Annotated in this window: 16 protein-coding genes; 10 read left to right on the forward strand and 6 right to left on the reverse strand. The window is 44.1% G+C overall.

What is annotated here, in order from left to right; genetic code table 11:
- Both RTV33_RS02670 and RTV33_RS02675 read left to right on the forward strand, forming a co-directional pair.
- Nucleotides 1-445: PfkB family carbohydrate kinase (locus tag RTV33_RS02670; protein WP_312641269.1), on the forward strand; the 445-nt coding region annotated here is incomplete at its 5' end.
- Nucleotides 446-461: 16 nt separating this feature from the next.
- Nucleotides 462-1,730, forward strand: coding sequence for a zinc-binding dehydrogenase (locus RTV33_RS02675; protein WP_312641271.1), 1,269 nt, complete (start codon nucleotides 462-464; stop codon nucleotides 1,728-1,730).
- Nucleotides 1,731-2,109: 379 nt separating this feature from the next.
- Here the strand turns inward: RTV33_RS02675 and RTV33_RS02680 are convergent, their stop codons facing one another.
- Nucleotides 2,110-2,802 (reverse strand): Crp/Fnr family transcriptional regulator, encoded by a 693-nt coding sequence (locus RTV33_RS02680; protein WP_312641273.1) that lies wholly within the window; start codon nucleotides 2,800-2,802, stop codon nucleotides 2,110-2,112.
- A 397-nt stretch (nucleotides 2,803-3,199) separates the two neighbouring features.
- Here RTV33_RS02680 and RTV33_RS02685 point away from each other — a divergent pair, with 397 nt between their 5' ends.
- From RTV33_RS02685 to rsmH, 8 genes are all read left to right on the forward strand, one after another.
- Nucleotides 3,200-4,111: a dihydrodipicolinate synthase family protein gene (locus tag RTV33_RS02685; protein WP_312641275.1), complete on the forward strand. Its 912-nt coding sequence runs from the start codon at nucleotides 3,200-3,202 to the stop codon at nucleotides 4,109-4,111.
- A gap of 33 nt (nucleotides 4,112-4,144) precedes the next feature.
- Nucleotides 4,145-5,503 carry an FAD-dependent oxidoreductase gene (locus tag RTV33_RS02690; protein WP_312641277.1) on the forward strand — a complete coding sequence of 453 codons (1,359 nt, stop codon included), beginning with the start codon at nucleotides 4,145-4,147 and terminating at the stop codon, nucleotides 5,501-5,503.
- Between the two features lie 14 nt (nucleotides 5,504-5,517).
- Entirely contained in the window at nucleotides 5,518-5,919 is a 402-nt protein-coding gene (locus RTV33_RS02695) for a DNA-binding protein (RefSeq protein ID WP_312641279.1), read from the forward strand.
- A gap of 62 nt (nucleotides 5,920-5,981) precedes the next feature.
- Complete coding sequence (locus tag RTV33_RS02700) at nucleotides 5,982-7,010, forward strand: TAXI family TRAP transporter solute-binding subunit (RefSeq protein WP_312641281.1); 1,029 nt, start codon at nucleotides 5,982-5,984, stop codon at nucleotides 7,008-7,010.
- A 27-nt stretch (nucleotides 7,011-7,037) separates the two neighbouring features.
- Nucleotides 7,038-7,997, forward strand: a complete 960-nt coding sequence (locus RTV33_RS02705; RefSeq protein ID WP_312641283.1) for a TRAP transporter fused permease subunit — start codon at nucleotides 7,038-7,040, stop codon at nucleotides 7,995-7,997.
- Nucleotides 7,931-12,016: a beta-L-arabinofuranosidase domain-containing protein gene (locus RTV33_RS02710; RefSeq protein ID WP_312641284.1), complete on the forward strand. Its 4,086-nt coding sequence runs from the start codon at nucleotides 7,931-7,933 to the stop codon at nucleotides 12,014-12,016. Before RTV33_RS02705 ends, RTV33_RS02710 begins: the two co-directional genes overlap by 67 nt.
- A 264-nt stretch (nucleotides 12,017-12,280) precedes the next feature.
- Nucleotides 12,281-13,111, forward strand: coding sequence for a prenyltransferase (locus RTV33_RS02715; protein WP_312641286.1), 831 nt, complete (start codon nucleotides 12,281-12,283; stop codon nucleotides 13,109-13,111).
- A 153-nt stretch (nucleotides 13,112-13,264) separates the two neighbouring features.
- Nucleotides 13,265-14,314: a 16S rRNA (cytosine(1402)-N(4))-methyltransferase RsmH gene (gene rsmH / locus RTV33_RS02720; protein ID WP_312641288.1), complete on the forward strand. Its 1,050-nt coding sequence runs from the start codon at nucleotides 13,265-13,267 to the stop codon at nucleotides 14,312-14,314.
- A gap of 193 nt (nucleotides 14,315-14,507) precedes the next feature.
- Here rsmH and RTV33_RS02725 read toward each other — a convergent pair whose 3' ends face one another.
- The 5 genes from RTV33_RS02725 to RTV33_RS02745 form a co-directional block, all read right to left on the reverse strand.
- A complete protein-coding gene (locus RTV33_RS02725; RefSeq protein ID WP_312641290.1) occupies nucleotides 14,508-15,107 on the reverse strand; it encodes an HAD family phosphatase in 600 nt (199 codons plus the stop codon).
- Nucleotides 15,108-15,156: 49 nt separating this feature from the next.
- Nucleotides 15,157-15,948: a response regulator gene (locus RTV33_RS02730; RefSeq protein ID WP_312641292.1), complete on the reverse strand. Its 792-nt coding sequence runs from the start codon at nucleotides 15,946-15,948 to the stop codon at nucleotides 15,157-15,159.
- The gene (locus RTV33_RS02735; RefSeq protein WP_312641294.1) at nucleotides 15,926-17,731 is read right to left on the reverse strand and encodes a sensor histidine kinase; all 1,806 of its coding nucleotides are present in this window, start codon (nucleotides 17,729-17,731) and stop codon (nucleotides 15,926-15,928) included. The genes RTV33_RS02730 and RTV33_RS02735 overlap by 23 nt, the downstream gene beginning before the upstream one ends.
- 120 nt (nucleotides 17,732-17,851) lie before the next feature.
- Nucleotides 17,852-19,522, reverse strand: coding sequence for an iron ABC transporter permease (locus RTV33_RS02740; RefSeq protein ID WP_312641296.1), 1,671 nt, complete (start codon nucleotides 19,520-19,522; stop codon nucleotides 17,852-17,854).
- Nucleotides 19,519-20,604, reverse strand: coding sequence for an ABC transporter ATP-binding protein (locus tag RTV33_RS02745; protein ID WP_312641298.1), 1,086 nt, complete (start codon nucleotides 20,602-20,604; stop codon nucleotides 19,519-19,521). The genes RTV33_RS02740 and RTV33_RS02745 overlap by 4 nt, the downstream gene beginning before the upstream one ends.
- Nucleotides 20,605-20,676: the final 72 nt, after the last annotated feature.

Consider the following 20,676-nt stretch of genomic DNA (forward strand, 5'->3'; position numbering starts at 1 on the left):
AGATGCGGACGGCGAAGCTTTGCGCGAGGCACTTTTGGCTCCGCCAAATTATATTAAGCCCAATCGAGATGAACTGATTGAATATTTCGGCGCACCAGTCGGTACAGGTCTTGAACAATTGCTTGAAATGTGTGGGCAGCTGCTATCCACCGGCGTAGAGCTCGTAGTGCTCTCTATGGGTGCAGACGGTGCCTTGTTTGTAAATTGCGATCAAGCCTTTCATGCCCCGGGCCTGAAGGTAAAGGTGCATTCAACGGTAGGTGCCGGTGACAGCATGGTAGGCGCGCTCGCCTATGCGATGCAGCAAGGCTTGCCTTTTGAACAAGCTGCAGCTTTGTCTGTTGCTGCCTCTGCGGGTGCAGTCACAACCACAGGAACAAACCCGCCCGACTTACAGACCGTGCACAAGTTACAAAGCCAGGTGGTGCTTAACAAGATTAAATGAAGGATGGGTGCAATAAATGAAAACAAAAGCGGTGCGCATGTATGGCGCAAATGATTTACGTCTCGAAGAGTTTGAACTGCCTGAAATCAAAGAAGATGAAATTCTTGTCCGAATCATCAGCGACAGCATCTGCATGTCAACCAACAAGTTGCTCACTCAGGGAAAGGCGCATAAACGTGCACCCCAAAACATAGACACAAACCCAATCATCATCGGACATGAGTTTGCAGGGGAAATTGTGCAAGTAGGGGAAAAGTGGAAAAACGAGTTTAAGCCGGGTGAAAAGTTTGCGCAGCAGCCCGCGCTTAATTACAAAGGGAGCCTGGCTTCACCGGGCTATTCGTATGAATTTTTCGGCGGAGCGGCTACATACTGCATTATTCCTCAAGAAGTAATGGAATTGGGCTGTCTTCTGCACTATGATGGCGACGCTTACTTTGATGCCTCACTGGGAGAGCCAATGAGCTGTATTATTGGCGGATATCACATTATGTACCATACTAACAAGACAAACTACGACCATGCCATGGATATTAAAGAAGGCGGAAACGTTTTGATTTTAGGCGGATGCGGACCAATGGGCCTTGGTGCTATTGAATACCCGCTGGTTACGGATAGAAAACCGGCTCAGATCGTGGTTACGGATGTGGATAACGCGCGAATTAGTCGTGCCAAAGAGCTGATTTCGTCTGAGTTTGCACAGCAGCATGGGGTACAGCTCACCTATTTCAACCCACAGGAATCCAATGATCAATACAAAGAATTGCTGGAGCTCAGCAATGGCAAAGGCTATGACGATGTGTTTGTGTATGCTCCCATCCGGGAATTGGCTGAACTGGGCGACAAACTGATTGCTTTTGACGGCTGCCTGAATTTTTTTGCGGGCCCATCCGATCCCAACTTTACTGCGCTCGTGAACCTGTATAACTGCCACTATACCTCCACCCATATTCTTGGCAGTACGGGTGGTAACACCAATGATCTAAAAGAGGCTTTGCGGCTCTCAGCGCAAAAGAAGCTGCGCCCGGCCGTAATGGTGTCACACATTTGTGGCATAAACGCAATTGCGGATACAACCGCCAACCTGCCCAATATCCGCGCCGGTAAAATTTTAGGTTATACTCAAATCGATTTACCCCTTACTGCGTTGGACGATTTTGAGGAGCTTGGCAAAACCAATCCGTTGTTCGCCAGCCTGCACACCAGCTGCCAGAAACACAGCGGCCTTTGGAATACAGAGGCAGAGTGCATTCTGTTAGATTATTTCGGAGTAGAGCGAAGCTAAAGGCAGAAAGCTAGAGGGCAAGGGCATAACACAGATAAAACGGTAGGTAGGCTGCATTTCTATATGCGGGCTGACCAAAGCGTAGAAAAATGCACTATTCAAATTAAAACAAGTGAAATTTGCTTTGAGGTTGTTGGATTCAAACTTGATAATTACCCTCCACAATAGAAAAGACCAAGAAACTGATTTACGGAACAGTTTCTTGGTCTTTTTTATATTGCATGCAGATTTTAGCCTGTATTCTATGGTGCTTTTTCTGAAACGAGATGCCCTTTAGTGTTCCAAATAATATAGGTACATAACGAACATCAAGATTGATAGAAATCGTTTCTTGTCAATTTAGCGGCAACAATATGGAAAGCGGCTTTACTAAATAGACCTATAACCCTGTTTTATGTCGCGAGATGTAACGGGAGTAAAGTTCAGAATTAACCTGCACCTTTCGATTAACCAAACGTAAAAAGCCTTCTTGATATAAAATATTCATTTGGCGGCTAATGGTAACCCGCGAACCTCCTACTATTTCACCCAGTTCTGCATGAGTATACTGCACTTTCAAATTAAGCCATCCCGGATCAGTAGCATCTTTGGTATTTACAGTGGCATAGAACAAGCGTAGTAAGCGATTTTTACACGAATTAAATGAAAGATTTTCAATTTCATATCGCAACATGAGCAGCTTATGGCAGAAGCTATGAGTAATCGTTCTACGAAACAGTTCGTTTTCCTTCATCAGACGATCACATTCATTTCCTGGAATCTGGTAGAAAATCGAATCTGTCTCTGCTTGTGAGTACAATCCAGAAGGTGTATTAAGAAAAAAAGGAGTTTCTCCAAAAAACCAGCCGCTTGTAAGATTATACAGCATCTTACAGCTACCATCTTCACTGGTCATATAATGCTTAGAGCGACCCTGATGGATGTAATAGATATAGCTTAGTTCTTGCCCGGGAGCACAGAAAATTTCCTTGGCAGGTACATGTATGTGTTTCGAAATCGGCGTTAAAATGTCATCCAATTTTTTATCAAACAAATTAGGAGTAGTTAATGTGCTGCGACCATGCTGTTCCAAAAAACGTTCCACCTTTTATTCAATTTGACCAATACAGTCTAGAAACAAACGACATATTTTTATTAATATTATAATACGAAAGCAGCTTAAGTGCAAGAGCTTAGAAGAATCCATCCTATTTGCTTGTAGAATTTTTGACAATATTTTTGTTCAAAAGGCCAACACCTAACTGTGTATAGTTAACAAGTCTGCAAAAAAATCATGTATATAACTTACATGAATGAGATGAAAAATATTGAAATAACTATATAAATGAAACAATGTGTGCTTTGTATCAATTGATACAACATGAGCTATGTTACTGAACTACCGCAATTCGGCAACTATAATGAAATCAAAGCAAACTTCTGCTTAGTATTTGTATTAACACTGTGCAACATGAAGGGAGAATTCTATTATGGTGAGGCCTACAGGTTCTTGGGTAGCAATGCCTACCCCATTTGGTAAAGACGGAAAAGTTGATTTTGGTGCATTTAAGGTGCTGATTGATCGTCAAATTCAGTACGGTACTTCGGAACTGTTTGTATTGGGTTCTGCGGGCGAAACTACTTTACTGAGCATAGACGAAAAAAAGGATATCATCCGCAATGTCATTAAAATGACAAAAGGTCGTATTCCTGTATTTTTCGGCTGTGCCGCAGCAAGCACCGAAGGAAGTGTAGAACTTGCAAAATTCTGTGAAGCAGAGGGTGCTGACGGACTGATCTTTACCGTTCCTCCTTATGTGCTGATTCCTCAAAACGCTGCTTTTGTACACATGGATACCTGTATGAGCGCCACGAAGCTACCCTGCGGAATTTACAATAATCCATCTCGTTTGGGCGTAAACTTAGAGCCGGAAACAATCAAAAAATTGTCCGATCGGCACGATAACTTCGTATGTGATAAAGAAGCTATGGCAAATGTAAGTCAACTGGTGCAGGTAAAACGTCTATGCGGAGATAAAATTAATATTCTTTGCTGTGATTTTCCCAAATACTCCATTGTTATTCCTACATTGGCAGTTGGTGGCCATGGTACCGCAAACATTGGCGGTAATATCATTCCGGAAGAGGCCGCAAAATACTCTCGCCCTTGGACAAGCGTAGAAATTATGGAGGAGTGCCGTGAAGAATACTTTAAATGGTTCCCTCTGCTTACAGAGTTATATCGTTTGTCCAATCCAATTGTTATAAAAGCTGCTCTTAATATTTTGGGTCTTCCCGGCGGATCTCTGCGTAAACCTTATCTTGATTATGCAGGGCCTCATTTTGACGAGCTGCGCAATATGATGGATGAAATGGGCGTTATTAAAAAGTACAGTGTATAAAATCAGATAAATGATGTAAGGATGTGAACAACAATGGGGGAACGGCTTGTCGTAATCGGTGGCACTGCCGCAGGATTAAGCGCCGCTTCAAAAGCAAAACGCACCTGCTCAGATATGGATATCACTGTGTATGAAAAGACCGGATTTGTAAGTTACGGCTCCTGCGGATTGCCTTATTTTGTGGGAGACATGATTCCTAAGCCAGAAGATCTGGTTTCGCTTACAGTGGAAAACCTTCGTGACAAACGAGGTATTCATGCTCACATCAATCACGAAGTTACTGAGATTGATCGGCAGCAACGCCTTGTTAAAGGCATAAACCTTAATACAGGAGCCACCTTTGAAACTCCATATGATAAGCTCGTTATTGCTACAGGCGCAGTGCCTATTCGCCCCCCCATAACGGGCATAGAGGCTCAAGGAGTGCACATTCTTCGTACGGTAGAACATGGAATCGACATCAAAGAAGCTATAGCAAAAGGAGCCAAAAGAGTTGTTGTAGTGGGCGGCGGGTTTATTGGGCTAGAGATGGCCGAACAGCTAACCAACGCAGGTGTAAAAGTAGTTCTGGTAGAAGCCATGCCTCGCCTTCTTCCTGTATTGCCAGAAACCTATGCTTCTATAATTCAAAAAGAACTGGAAGGCAATGGTGTCGAAGTTATATTAAATGAGCGGGTTGCGGCAATCGAATCTGAAGAAGGCAGGGTAAAAGGTGTGTGCCTAAGCGACGGACGCAGGTTTGAGGCAGAAATTGTATTGCTTTCAACCGGTGCGGCGCCAAACTCGAAACTTGCTGCCGATTGCGGCTTGGAACTTGGGTTAAAAGGTGCAATTGTGGTAGATGACGCTATGCACACATCAGATCCGAATATTTTTGCATGCGGTGACTGTGTACAGATGCGAAATATCATAACAGGAAAAACCTGTTATGTACCGCTGGGTACTACCGCCAACAAACAAGGACGTGTAGCAGGTGCTGCAATCGCAGGCGAGAAAGCTTCTTTCCCGGGTGTTCTTGGGTCTCAGGTTACAAAGATTTTTGATTTATATGTCGCTGCCACCGGTTTGTCGCTAAACGAAGCTCTGGATGCAGGCTATGATGCAGTATCCTCCAGTATTATGAAAGGGGATCGTGCTTCCTACTATCCCGGCAGTGCTGATAACTATATCACTCTTGTTTTTGAAAGAAAAGGTGGCCGTTTGCTAGGTGCTCAGGGTGTAGGAAGTTTCTCGGTAGCTGGCAGAATGAATGTATTTGTTGCAGCTATTACCGCCGGAATGACTGTAGAACAGTTGAACGACCTGGATTTGGTATATTCCCCCTCGGTAGCACCTGTGTATGATCCTATTCTCATTGCTGCGAGCCAAGCATTGAAAAAAGTGACACCCTAAGAAGGAGGCCCTTAATGGATAAAGTGTATAAGATTATCATCGATAAAGACGAGCACATCAAGACAAAAATACAGGAATATGTTCTAAGTAAAGGTTGGGAAAGTGCCTATATAAGCGGGGCTATAGGTTCAGTCAAAGAATTGGTGTTAACTGCACCGGAAAACAACGAACTTCCTCCCAAAGTAGGAAAAGTAATTTGTCGCGGTCCCGGCGAAGTCCTTGCCTTTACAGGAGAAATTATGCCCATGAATAAGATAGACTCGTCTCTTAAAGCGGTGTATCATGATACTTCCTCCCCGCTGTTTATTCATATCCATGCGTCAGTAGCGGTTGCCGGCGGCCATGTATATGGTGGAGGATTTCATGAAGGGTGCGCCTTTCGCAGCTTAAAGGTATACATTCAGCCTATTGACTGACCCTGTATACTCTGTAGTACAATAGAAGTGCACGATTCACATAAAAGTATTGGAGGATTATTATGAAAAAGATATTTGCTTTACTTATGGCATGTACTCTAAGTCTATCTTTATTTGCATGTAGTGGTTCGGGTAATTCAAATAATAACGGCGAAAACACCGGTAGCGGTAAAAACGGTGTTAAAAAATACTCTGTAGCCAGTGGTTCTGTTGGTGGCAACTTCTATCTGATCGGTGGTGGTGTTGCTACAGCTATAAATGGACATGCTCCTGACAAATTCATGTTTACATCCGAAACTACCGGCGGCAGTACAGCTAACCTTACTATGCTGCAAAATAGCGACGCAGAATTGGGTATCGCTATGACTTCGTCATTAAGTGAAGCTGCTGAAGGTAAGGCTGACTGGACAAACGGTAAACCCTTAGATAACCTTCGCAGTGCACTTGCACTTTACCCCTCATGGCTGACTATCTACACTTTAGATAGCTCAGGCATCAAATCGTTGTCTGATTTGAATGGAAAAATTGTAGGTCTGGGTTCAAAAGGTATGGCAATGGATTCTGTTTTCCGTCAGTTCTTGGAAAGCCGAGGCATTACACCGAAACAGATACACAACGATGGACACAGCGCTACTGCCAGCGCACTCGACAACGGTGTTATTGATGCAGCTATTCTATTTTCATATCCTCCTTTTGCTGCAATTAGTGAGCTGGAAAGCACGAAGGCTTTGTGTTTTGTACCTCTATCTGAAGAAGAGCAAGCTGCTCTGGTAGATACTTATAGCTTTTATAAAGCAGATGATATGCCTGGTGGCTCTTACAAAGCAGCCCCCGAAGATATCCGCAGTGTGTCGGAATGGAATATGCTGGCAAGCAGCAGTAGTGTTTCTGCCGATGATGTTTACCTTATGGTTAAAACACTTTGCGAAAATCAGGACGATATGATTGCCGTTCACAGCAGTTGTTCCTACATGACAGCTGAAAATACTTTGAATTCTAATATTCCGTTACATGCAGGCACTGTCCGTTATTTGAAAGAGGTTGGTATTGAGGTTCCGAATGAGCTGATCCCGCCTGAATATACCGAATAATTCAGCGAGATTTTAGAGGAGGACATTATGGCTGCTGAACAAAAGCTTGTATCCAGTAAGTACGATTTTTTTAAAAAATATTTTGTAATTACGCTTTCCGTATTCACCGGTTTGCTCCATATTGGAAATTTCACATTTTGGCCAATGGAAAGTATCCGGTTTTACGCATGGCACCTCACCTTGGGCCTAATATTTGTATTTTTGTATGTGCCTACAGATAAGAAAAACCCCAAGCGTTTTCTCTGGTTGGACTGGACCTTTATAATACTAACCGCTGTGGTAGGCTTGTATGTAATAGTTACTTTTGATACATTTATTGTTACCATGCAGACGAACGCGCTCAGCACTATTATAATCGTGTTTGGTATAATCATTACGCTGATTGTCCTAGAAGCATCGCGTCGAGTACTGGGAATGGTGCTGCCCATTATCGCAATTTTTACTATTATCTATGCACTTTTCGGTGGTAATCTGCCCGGCATTTTGGGACATAGAGGCTACAATTTTTCTCGCGTAATTGCCACTATTTTTAGTGATCAGGGTCTTCTTGGCACACCCATTGGTGTTTCTGCTTCCAACGTATTCTTGTTCTTGTTGTTTGGCGCCTATCTTGCTGTTTCAGGCGCCGATAAAATTTTCCAAGATATTGCCATTGCTCTTACCGGACGCAATCGTGGCGGACCGGCAAAAATGGCTGTTGTAGCCAGTGCTTTGTTTGGTATGATTTCTGGCAGTGCTGTTGCAAACGTAGTGAGTACCGGCTCTTTTACGATTCCCCTTATGAAAAGGCAAGGGTATTCAAACCGTTTTGCTGGCGCTGTAACCGCAGTGGCTTCTACCGGTGGCCAGATTATGCCCCCTATTATGGGCGCTGCGGCATTTGTATTGGCCGATATCGCCGGTGTAGGATACGGACAAGTTTGTATTGCCGCACTGTTGCCCGCCTTGATGTATTATGTAACTGCAAAAAGTATAAGCATGTTTTAAACAGCGCGACAGCACCAACGGTTACCGCGGAGTTTGCGGAAGCGGACAGTGTAACGGTAACACAGGCGGCGACGGTTCCCGGAACAGCGATTGTTTCGGTGAAAAGCGGAGCAACCACAACCGATTATACCATTGAGTTCAGCTTGTTCAATGGTGATTTGGCCAATTTAAAAATGCCTGAAATTGAGCAAGTAAAGGTTAGTGATGGTTTTTGGAAAGAGAAGCTTACTCTTTTTGAAGATGTCACGATAGAACATGTATTTGATAATTTTGAACGTACAGGTACCTTAGAGAATTTTAAAAAAATAGGGCAGCCCGGGGCACGCCCCTCCGGCAGTACCGACCCTTGGAACGACGGTCTGCTTTATGAGACCATTCGCGGCGCCAGCGATTTTATGCGTGCAAATCCGAATTCGGAGCAATATAGACAGCTGAAAAAACGGATTGATGGCTATGTGGATATTATCTATGATGCGTCCATGGAAAGCGCAAATGGCTATTTGAGCAGTTGGGCAATGATGGAGCGTGCGGGAAAATATTTCGATGAAACCGGAAATGCAAGATGGTATCATGACGCGTACAATTTTGGCTGTTTGGCCGAAGCAGCGGTTCACTATTACAAAGCGACGGGGAATACCAAGCTGCTCTATGTCGCAACACGCTTCGCTGAATTTCTGGTGGACAACTACGGCTATGGGCTGAAAGCCGATGGCACACAGAAAATCAATATGATTCCTTCTCATGAGGGGCCGGAGGAGATGCTGCTCAAGCTGTATGAGCTTTATCGAGATGAGCCGGAGTTAAAATCAACGGTTGCCCAATATGATGCAAGCAGGACAATGAGCATTGACGAAAATGAGTATGCAGATCTGGTGAAATTCTGGATTGAGAATCATGGAAATTATGACAACCGCGTCAATGGTACGAACTATGGTGAATACGCGCAGGATCATGCCAGGTATTTTGACCAGGATGTTGCTGCCGGGCATGCCGTGCGAGCAAATCTTTTTTACACTGGTATGGCAGCTGCGGGACGTGAATTTGGTGATTATACTTATTTGGATACGGCGCAGAAGCTTTGGAGAAATATCGTTGACAAGCAGATGTACATTACTGGCGGCGTAGGTGCACAGGGCGCTGATGAAGCCTATGGACCTAACTATGATCTGCCCAACAACGGTTATTGTGAAACCTGCGCACAGGTAGCAATGGGCTTTTTCAGTGAACATATGGCATTGGCGTTTGCAGATTCTCAATATGCCGATCTTGTAGAAAAATATATCTATGATGGTGTTCTGGGTAGCGTAGGCGAAAAAGGAGATACGTTCTATTACCAGCAGCCGCTGACAGACAAGAACAGAGGACGCTGGAGCTGGATTGACCATACCCCTTGCTGCCCCCCGATGTTCTTAAAGTTTTATGGTGAGCTGCCCTCTTATATTTACGCTTATGACGGAAGCGAAGTTTATGTCAATCAGTTTATTTCCAGTAAGCTTGAACTAGACGGAGTCACTGTAGAACAGAAATCGCAAATGCCTTGGGGTGGAAAAACAACTCTGACCGGAAAAGGCGTTTCCGCATTCCACATCCGTTTGCCCGAGTGGGCGGAGTCGGAGCGTATTGCCATTTCTGTAAATGGCAAACCCTATGCATATACCACCAAAAATGGCTATGCAGTGGTTTCAGCCAAAGATGGAGAAACGGTTGAAGTCGAATTCCCTATGGAAGCGCGTCGGGAATATTCCGATGAAAATGTAGTTTACAACCGTGGCAAGGTAGCACTTGCTTATGGACCGCTGGTCTACTGCGTTGAGAGCAAAGACATTCCGCTTTATGTGCCGGGCTTCAATAAAGGCGACGGAAACATTGGTATACCGGCGGATGCTGTGTTGAGCACGAAACTTGAGCCTGATCTGCTAGGTGGCGTGGTGACAATCGGCTTTGAGGGACAGTACTATGATTCCAACGGCGAACTGCGCAGTATGTCGGCAAAAGCAATTCCTTTCTTCGCCCGATCAAACAGGGGCAGCGCCTCCACTTTTGTGTGGATAGACGAAGATGTAAAGCAAAGCGGCGGTAAGATGAAACGCTGGCTTTCTTCCGCAAGCAGTACACGGGATAATGCAAATACTGCAGCAGCCGCATTTGATGGAAATACGGACACCTACTGGGCAGCAGGCGGCCCGGATATACCGCAGGCGCTGATCGTTGACCTTGGTGAGTTAAAGCAGGTTGAACAAGTCAAGACGACCTTTACGAGCGCACAGGCATGGAAATATCAAGTGCTTTATTCTGCCGACGGAGAAAACTGGAACCTGTTTGCAGATAATGCAAGCAATGCGGTTAATCAGCAGGTATATACCGATACAGGGCTTCAAGAGGCTCGCTACATAGCAGTCAAGTTTGTAGAATCTGCAGGTGTTGGTTATATTTCTGTACAGGAAATAGCAGTAATGGAGCAGGGCTCTAGCCAGAATATTGCTAAAAATAAGATGTGTGCAGCATCCTCCGTTGCCAATGTAGGGGATTCGGTATTCGCCATGATTGATGGAGACAAGCAGACACGCTATTGTCCGCCAGGTGAAGCAAAACCGCAATCTCTCACAATGGATATGGGTGAGCTTACACAGATTACTGGAATGAAGATTCTTTTTGAGAAACCCACAGCGTGGACCTATCAGATTGAACTCTCCGAAGACGGAAATAAATGGACGCCATACATCAGTGAAACTTGGAACATGTCTGAAGATGATGAAGAAAAAGTTATAGAAAAAGAAGCGACAGGGCGTTACGTACGCCTAACAATCAGCGGAGCCACCGGTGGCGTATGGGCAAGTGTGTGGGAGTTTGATGTGCAGACGAAAGAACCCACAAGAGATATTTTTGACGCTTTATTGGGACAAACTGCTGATATGGAAGCTGTTCTGGATTTGAAGCCTGGCACGCCTGCGTTAAAGGTAGAGGGCATGGACGATATGTTCTCACTGGAAGACAAAGAAATTGCCTCGCAGCCCGGAGCAAAGGTTCAGATTAAGGTGGCTGTAGAAAAGGTCGATGCACCTACCGATCAAGCTGTGGTACAACAAGCGATCCAACAAGGGCAGACGATTGCAATGTACCTGGATATAAAAATGCTGAAAACAATAACAGGTGCAGCGAATTCACAGGATAATGTTGCAGACCAAGAAATACAGCCACCTGCGGGCAAGAAACTTAAGTTTGTAATTGAGTTGCCGCAAGAGCTGTGGAATAAAGCTACATATTTTGTAGTAAAAGCTCATCAAAATACCGCTGCGATTCTTCCTGCAGCTTATGACCAAAAAGCGCATACCCTTACTTTCTATGGTGACCAATTCTCTACTTATGCAATTGCTTACGGAAAAGCAACAACGTCTGGCAATAGTGGAAATGGAAAATCCGATGGTGCTTCAAGCGATGACAGTTATAATTTCTGGCAGAATGTAAAAGGAAGAATTGAGGCATCCAAGAGCGGCGATATTGTGAAAGTAAGTGCGAAAGCCTATGACAGAATGCCTTATTTTGTAATGGAAGCACTGAATAAACACAACATAAGCATGGTCATCTACTGGAATGGAGGTAATACGATTACAATTCCTGCTGGTATGGGGCAAAAAGTTGATGCAGGACGTGTCTACTGGCAGCTCTCCGAGCTGGCGGAACGATACAAGGACGTCAAGTTTGTGGAAACAGCTGTCAATGAAATGGCCAATCCCGAAACGGGAGGCCCCGGCTATATCGAATACAACTCCGGCAAGACCGTTCCTGTTACAGGAGCCATCCAGAGTATCGAAGCTTCTGCGGTTGCAGATCCCCTGATTAAAGAGGCTGCTCCCGCAGATAAGAAACTTGAGGATGATGCGGTTATACCGACTGCCCCTGCAGATGCAACAGATACAGCTTACCGCAATAACATCTCTTTTGCGGTAGCCACGGCAATGCTAATAATTCTTGTGGGTAGCGGTGTTTGGTTCTGGAAGAAAAAGCATACCAAGCACTAACCCCTTTGCGCAATTACACACCTGAACAAATGACCGACTGCCCAAGTTACAATGGGTAGTCGGTCACTTTTTATGGTGCCTGATTTTCTTTTTCCCTTACAACCCCAGTATACCCTAGTAATGCTTGTATAAGGGTAGTGGCTTGCTGTCTGGTCCGTATTGTAGAGTCCCTGCCTAAAATTTACATTTGCATTATGGTTTTCATCTCATTTATGGTAAAATGAATAAAAGCGTAACCATGCAATATAGATAGAGGTGAAATAAATGGCTGTGGAGAAGCAATATTTAGCGGATGTGGAAGAGATATTGTCCCATCGATATGACAACGGAGGGGACTATTGGGCGACATCGGACAGACGTTTGCAAAAAGGAGCCCCATTCTCTACTTTGGAGAGCGTACTTTACCTGTTGGAATTGGGTGTGGAGCCAACTGAACCTGTACTGAAAGAGGCTGCTGAGTCTATCTTCAGCACATGGCGGGAGGATGGACGTTTCAAGCTGTCCCCCCAAGGCGCTATTTACCCATGCCATACTGTCCACGCTGCCGAGGCGCTGTGCTACATGGGGTATGCCTCCGATGCAAGACTGCAAAAAACCTTTCAGCACCTTCTGAGCATTCAGTATGCCGATGGCGGCTGGCGTTGCAATAAGTTCAGCTTTGGCAAAGGACCGGAAACAGAATATTCCAACCCCTTCCCAACGCTTACGGCCTTAAATGCCTTTCGCTTTAGCGATTATAACAACACAGAACCGATGCTTGACAAGGCTGTGGAATTTCTGCTGGAGCATTGGACGATCAGAAAGCCAATTGGCCCATGCCACTATGGAATGGGTACATTGTTTATGCAAGTGGAATATCCCTTCCGAAACTACAACCTTTTTGTTTACGTCTACGTTTTGTCATTTTATAACAGGGCAAAAAGGGACAAGCGTTTTTTGGAAGCATTACAAGAGCTGGAAGCCAAAATGGTGGATGGGCAGATTGTAGTTGAGCGCATTGTTCCCAAGTTGGCAAGGCTTTCTTTCTGCCAAAAGGGAAAACCCAGTGCGTTGGCAACCCTGCGCTATCATGAAATAATAAAGAATCTTGGATAGCCAATATTCAAATGACACAATCAAGCGATAAGATGCATATTGCCATAGTTTGAATTTTACATTTCGAGAACACACCTATGAGACGGTTAGAGGCCTAATTTATAGCAATTAAAAATCAGTAAAAACAATATAAGAAAAGGTGATAGAGAATCAATGGATAATCAAGAGCAAAAGCACGAACGACGTGTACGATACAAGGGAACTCATCCAAGAAACTATAAAGAAAAATACAAGGAACTTCAACCGGAAAAATATGCGGATACAGTAGCGAAGATAATCCAGAAGGGTAATACACCTGCCGGCATGCATATTTCCATATGTGTCAAAGAAATATTAGAATTCTTGCAAATTAAACCGGGGCAAACTGGTTTAGATGCAACCCTAGGATATGGCGGCCACACGTTAGAAATGCTAAAATGCTTAGAATCAAGGGGCCATATGTATGCCCTTGATGCAGACCCCATTGAATTATCCAAAACGAGAGAACGCTTAGAGCGTTTAGGCTATGGTACAGATATATTAACGACCAAGCACCTGAACTTTGCCAATATCGATCAAGTTGCTGCTGAGGCTGGCTTGTTTGATTTTGTATTAGCAGATTTAGGGATATCCTCCATGCAAATAGATAATCCGGACAGAGGATTTTCATATAAAAAAGAGGGACCATTGGATTTACGATTGAATCCTGAAAAAGGCATATCTGCTGCGGAACGTTTAAGAAATGTTACACAAGAAGAATTGCAAGGCATGCTCATTGAAAATGCAGATGAACCGTTTGCGGAAGAAATCGCGAAAGCCATTGTTTCGGAAATCGAAAATGGAACTGATGTTTCTACGACTACTAAGCTCCAACAAATCATTGGAGATGTTCTTAAATTTATTCCGGCAGATAAACGGAAAGAAGCGATAAAGAAATCCTGTCAAAGAACCTTTCAAGCATTACGGATTGATGTTAATAGTGAATTTGAAGTGTTGTATACATTTTTAGAAAAACTTCCTAATGTCCTTGCAAAAGGCGGACGTGTTGCCATACTAACTTTTCATTCAGGAGAAGATAGACTTGTCAAAAAGTCGTTTAAATATTTGCTGCGCGAAGGAGTTTACAGCGAAATTTCAACCGAGGTCATTCGGCCGTCAGTAGAAGAATGCAATATGAACAATCGTGCTCGTTCAGCAAAATTGAGATGGGCTATAAAAGCGTAACGAGAAAGCGGAGGTGTTGTTATTCATAAGTTCACCCCGCACGTAAAAATGTTGTTTCGCTTTCGCCGGCTACCTGTGCTCTTGCCATAACCTTTGGCGTTTTTATTATGTAAAGCAATAAAGAGCGCCAACAGCTTTCTTAGCTGCCGGCGCTGAGATTGAAAATATAACCAGGCTTTGTGTGCTGAGATGTTTAAAGGATTCCACTCCGCTTTAAATGTTCTTTTAAAGCGTTAGCGCCACAAAACTGATAGGCACTGATTCCTGAAGCCTGTGCTCCTTGAACATTTACACTAAGGTCATCGATAAACAGGCATTCTTCGCCAATTAAATTAAATTTTAAGAGAAAATGCTCAAAAATTGCTTTATCCGGTTTCATCAGCTGCTCTTTTGCCGAAATCAAAAAACCATCAAACAGCTCAAACATCTTTACCTTATGCTGGTAGCGGTAGAACCGCAAGCTGGTGTTGGAGAGCAGATAGATACGATACCCCTTTTCTTTCAGCCGCGTTACGAGCTCGGGCATACCTTCGATAGGGGTGAGATCGCAGTGCCAGTCATCCATTGCCTTTTGTACGAATGCAGCATGCTGCGGAATTCTGGCTTGCACACGGGCAATTGCTTCTTCCTCGGTGATCATTCCGGCATCCAGCATCACCCATTCTTCACCCCTAAAAAGCTCCCTAAGTATTGTACCGGAAATCGTTTCGTCGCTTGTAATCGTTTTTATGTAATCTTGCGGCGTATAAGACAACAACACATTTCCCATATCGAATACAATGTTTTTTATCATAAAAGTTCCTCCGTCTAAAAATAAATAAAATGCAGTTCATTTATTTCGTCTAGTTCAATTTATCCCTAAATTCTTTGGGCGTAAGTCCCACCAGCTTTTTAAAAATAACACTGAAGTAGCGCTGGTCTTTGTAGCCGATGATATTTGCAATCTCCTGTATTTTAACGTCGGGGTCTTTTAAAAGCCTACATGCCATCTTAATACGGTAGTAGGTCAGATAATCCACAAAGGTTTGGCCGGCATTCGCTTTAAACAAACGGCTTAGGTAGCTTTCGCTGATGAACAGGCTGTCTGCCACCGATTTTAAAGTGATATCCTTCTGATAATTTTGGTTGATGTATTTGACTGCCCTCGCGGTATAATCCTCGTGGTTTTCTTGCGCCGGAAGGATGTACTCCTGAAACAGCATAATGCGGCTGTCGGTGATATCCTCCATTTTAGTTTGGATTTTGCTCAACATCTGCTTGTTTTGCACCTCTTTGCAGGTATTGCGCAGGGCATTTTCCAAATCTTCGTCATCAATTGGTTTTACCAAAAAATCCTGCACACCCAGTTTTACCGCTTTTTGTGCATACTCAAATTCACTGTAGCCGGTAATAATAATGAATTCGCATGAGCAGCCGTCTGCCTTCAGGGCTTCAATCATTTTAATACCGTCCAAGCCGGGCATCCGTACATCGGTTATTACAATGTCTGGCTTTATGCGCTTTATGATCTCAATTCCATCCAAACCATTGGAGGCATCGCCAACTACTTCGCAACTGAATTTTTGCCAGTCTGTGGTTAAGATCAGCCCTTTTTTAACGAGCATTTCATCCTCAACCACCACTATTTTCAACATCGCGGCAAGCCTCCTCTTGTTTTTCGGTATTTGTGCATTGAAACGGCATCGTAATTCGCGTAATTGTGCCTACATTTTCACAGCTCTTAATGTCCAGTCCGTACTCTTCGCCGTAATACAGCTTGATGCGCTTGTCCACATTGGCAATACCGATGCTATCTCTGCTGCTGTCTTTTTCAAAGTTGGTTTGATGAAGCTGGGCAAGCTGTTCTTCGCTGATTCCAACCCCGTCATCAATAATTTCAAATACAATGGTATCCTTCTTTTTGCATCCTTTAATCATTAAATTTGCATTGCCTATTTTGTTTTCAATGCCGTGGATGATAGCGTTTTCTACCAGGGGCTGAATGATAAACTTGGGTACAACACATTGTAAAATGCTGTCATCCACCTGAATTTGAGCTGTAAATTTTTCGCCATAGCGAATTTTTTGAATAGAAAGGTAACTTTCCACCAGTGTAATTTCTTCACAAATCTGAATCGAATCATTCTGATTGTGGATGCTGTTTTTGAGCAGCCGTCCCAATTGTGATACCATTACTACAATGTCGTTGACGCCACTGAGCTTGGCAAGCCACTTAATCGAATCGAGTGTGTTGTAAAGAAAATGCGGATTGATTTGAGCCTGCAGGGCTTTTAACTCGGATAACCGCAGGCGATTCTGTTTTTCAAGATTGGTTTGATACAGTACATTCAGTTTGTCCAGCGTTTTGTTGAAGTTGGAACCGATAAAGCCGAATTCATCTTGTTTGAGCACCAGAACGCGGGCACTGGTGTCGCCTTTTTGCACACGCTTCATTACATCCACAATTCCATTCAGCGGGCGGGTAAGGCTATGTACTAAAACAGGTGACAGAACAAGGCAGAACAGAATAGCAACCACTGCAACAGCCACGGTGGTGAGCACAATGTAATTGCTGCTCATGACAACCAGCTCTACAGGCACGGAAGAAATTACGGTTAACGGAAAATCTCCTGCTGTCGTCCTCCACGTGATAAGCCGTCCGGGTTCTTCCAAGTAAAGCCGCTTGCTTGCCGCTGAGGCCTTCATCTTGTCCCGCAGTGGTTGCTCCAAAAAGATCGAACCGGTAGCGGTGCCATTGTAAAGCACATAGTAGTTTTGATCGATGATTGTATAAGAGGCGGGAAGCATCGGGCCGGAGGCATCAAAAATTGTTTGAAACACAACTTGTGGCACATCAATTATGCTGTAGCCGATGACATTGCCATTTTTTATAATACTGTGTGCAATGGTCATACAGTAGGTCTTTCCGGTTGCGGAGGTAAACCGGTTGGAGTACACCACAGAACCGTCGTTTTCGCTCAACTTGCGGAAGATACCCCATTCCTTGTGGTTGGTGATATTGTAGATTTCCGGAAAGATACCTGTACTTACATTCATGGTTCCATCTGCCTTAATGACATGCATGGCAACGGAAGCCGGCTTTCCGGCTAAAAGGATGTACATCTTCTGATAAACCGCAGTTTGGCTGGTTTCAGAAATATTGCCGGAATCAAGGATATTGATAATCTCATCATCCGTGCAAAAATAAGAAAGTGCATTTTGATATTCTTCTATGGTATGCGTCAAATTTGTTACAGCAGTTTCAACCATAGTATTTGTTTGGCGTTCTAAATCGCGCATAGAACTGCGCAATGAAAAACTGTAGGCGAGAAGACCAAGCGCCAAAACAGGAACAATACTGATGACGACAAAGCAGATAATCAATTTTGTGAAAAAACTGATGTACACCTTTTGCCCGTTATTTTGATGCAGCGGCATAGGAGAGCCTCCTTTCTTTCACACAAATCCATCTACCCTAATTATACTATCTTCTTCCAGCACCTGTCCACCAAACAAACAGCAAAAGAGCAGACAGCGATGCCTGCTCTTTTATTTGGTTTAAACAACCGATACCTTGCCTTTGCTGATAACGTTAAACAGCAGCAGAGATAAAATTGTTGCAACGGTTAAGATAGATGCCAGAGCGGCGGCGGTACCAAAGCTGGAACGAACTACTTCTGTATAGATTGCCACCGATATGGTTGCTGTTTTACCGCTGTAAAGCATAATGCTTGAGCTCAGCTCGTTGATGGTGGTAATCCAGCTCAAAATTGCGCCTGACAATACACCGGGGGCCATCATTCTTGCAGTAACCTTAAAGAAGGTCTTCATTGGTGAAACCCCAAGATTGATGGATGCTTCTTCAATGCTGGGGTCAATCTGATACAGCATGGCGCTGCTTGAGCGAATGGTATAGGGCATTTTGCGCACGACATATGCAATGACCATGATAGAAGCCGTGCCGGAAAGAATCAGCGGCGGCTTATTGAAAGCCACCAGCAGGCTGATACCGAGCACCGCGCCGGGAATGACATACGGGAACATAATCAGTAAATCGAGAACGCTGGTGAGCTTGCTCTTCTTCTTAACTACAAGGTAAGAGAGCAGCATGCCGAGCACCACAATAATGGCAATGGCAATAATCGAGTACGTAAAAGTATTGGTGATGTTTTTAGAAAGCTTATAGAAAATTTTCTGGTAGCTTTCCAAACTAAAGCCATCCACAAAGATAGGCCCGTTGGTTTTGATGAAAGAGGTGATAACAACGACGATTTGCGGCAAAAATGCAATGACGGAGACGACCATGCACACTGCGGTGAGCAGCAACCTCTTCCATGTGGAAAGTTCCTCGATGATGGGAGGGCGCATTGCGGTCATTACATAATTTTTGCGAGACACTGCATATTTTTGTATCAGCAGCACCGTGGTAGAGCACAAAACAATAATCACGCTCAGTGCCCCTGCCATATTGGCGTTGCCGCCCATCTCACTCATATATTCCTCGTACACCAGCACAGGCAACACCTTGTAGCCTTCGCCAATGAGCATGGGTGTACCAAAGTCTGCCAGAGAAGACATAAACACCATAATCGCACCTGCTGCCAGTGTTGGCATAATAACCGGCATGGTTACGGTTAAGGTTCTTCTCAGCTTGCTGGAGCCCAGATTTTCGGCGGCCTCCTCCAACGAACGGTCGATGCTTGACATCGCACCGGAAACATAGAGGTAAACGTAGGGGAAAAACTTGAGCGTAAAAACAAGCACAATTCCCCCAAAACCATAGATAGGCGGCGTGTTAATGCCGATTCTTTCAAACAGCTTGGTAAGAAAACCGTTTCGTCCCAGCAGCATGATCCACGAATATGCCCCAATGAACGGGGGAGACATCAAAGACATAATAATCATCATATTGATTAGCTTTTTCCAGTAAATATTGAAACGTGTGGTTATGTAAGCCATTGGTACGCCAACAAGCACCGAGAAAAAGGTTGCACTGAGCGAAACAAAAAAGCTGTTTTTTAATGTACGGAAATAATATGCTTTTGTAAAAAAGATTTTATAATTTTGCAGCGTAAAGCTGTTATCCTTGGTTAAAAAGCTGCGGTAGATGATTGAGAAAAAAGGATAAACCAGAAATACGAATAACAACAGGATGGAAAGCCATTTGACCACATTCCAAAAGTTGAAATACGATTTCAAATCCCTTTTCGCAGTGTGTTCAAAGATCATGAAAATACCTCCGTTCCATCCTCGTTAAACAGGCTGATCTGCTTGGGATTAAACGTCAGATGAATTTTGTTCCCCTTACTGCGTACAAAGTCGATATCCTTGGTGTACTCGTTGGCCTCCACGACCTGACCGTTTGCAAGTTCAATTTCATAGTTTGCAAAGTCACCGAGGAAGGTGTGCATGGTCACCTCACCCGATAACCCCTGATCTGAATCTTCTTCTAAAATAAACTGCTCGGGGCGCACCGAAATCTTAATTCGCCCTGTAATCTTCTTTTTCAGCTCGATCGTAAACTCCATACCTGCATCCAGCCTGACAAGCGCGGTGAGGTTGTCGTCTATCTTAATGACCTCGCCGTCCATAAAGTTAGAGGTTCCGATAAAGCCCGCCACGAATTGATTCTGCGGCTTTTTGTAGATGACTTCCGGTGTATCAATCTGCATGATCTCACCCGATTTAATGATTGCGATTCGGTCGGAGATGGCAAGTGCCTCCTCCTGATCGTGGGTGACATAAACAGTGGTGATGTTCAGTTCTTTTTGCAGTTTTTTAATAATGGTTCTCATCTGCACCCGCAGCTTGGCGTCGAGATTTGAGAGAGGTTCATCCATCAATAAAACACCCGGCCGTATAACAATGGCACGTGCAAGTGCTACGCGCTGCTGTTGCCCGCCGGAAAGCTCAGAGGGCTTTCTGTCTTTGAGGTTTTCAATCTGCACCAGCCTTAGGGCTTCCAGCACCTTGGGTGCTATCTCGTTTTTTGGTATTTTGCGTGCCTTCAGACCATATGCGACGTTATCAAATACCGAAAGGTGAGGGAAAATAGCATAGTTTTGGAACACCATACCAATATCCCTTTTATGCGCTTCTATATGATTAATGATTTTATCGTCAAAAGAAATTTGTCCATCGTCAATAGAGTTAAACCCTGCAATCATGCGCAACAATGTGGTTTTGCCACATCCGGAAGGCCCCAAAAGGGTAAAAAACTCGCCCTGCTTAATTTCGCAGGAAATATGGTCCACTGCAAGAAAATCACCATATTTTTTCACTACTTGATCAATTATTACTGAATGGCTCATTAACTCAGCTCCTTTAAACGGCGCTGTACGCCGACTTGGTAAAGACAAAAACGAATTGTTTCAGACTTTTTT

The sequence above is a fragment of the Hydrogenoanaerobacterium sp. genome, from assembly GCF_032017025.1.
Taxonomy (GTDB): Bacteria; Bacillota; Clostridia; order Oscillospirales; family Ruminococcaceae; genus Hydrogenoanaerobacterium.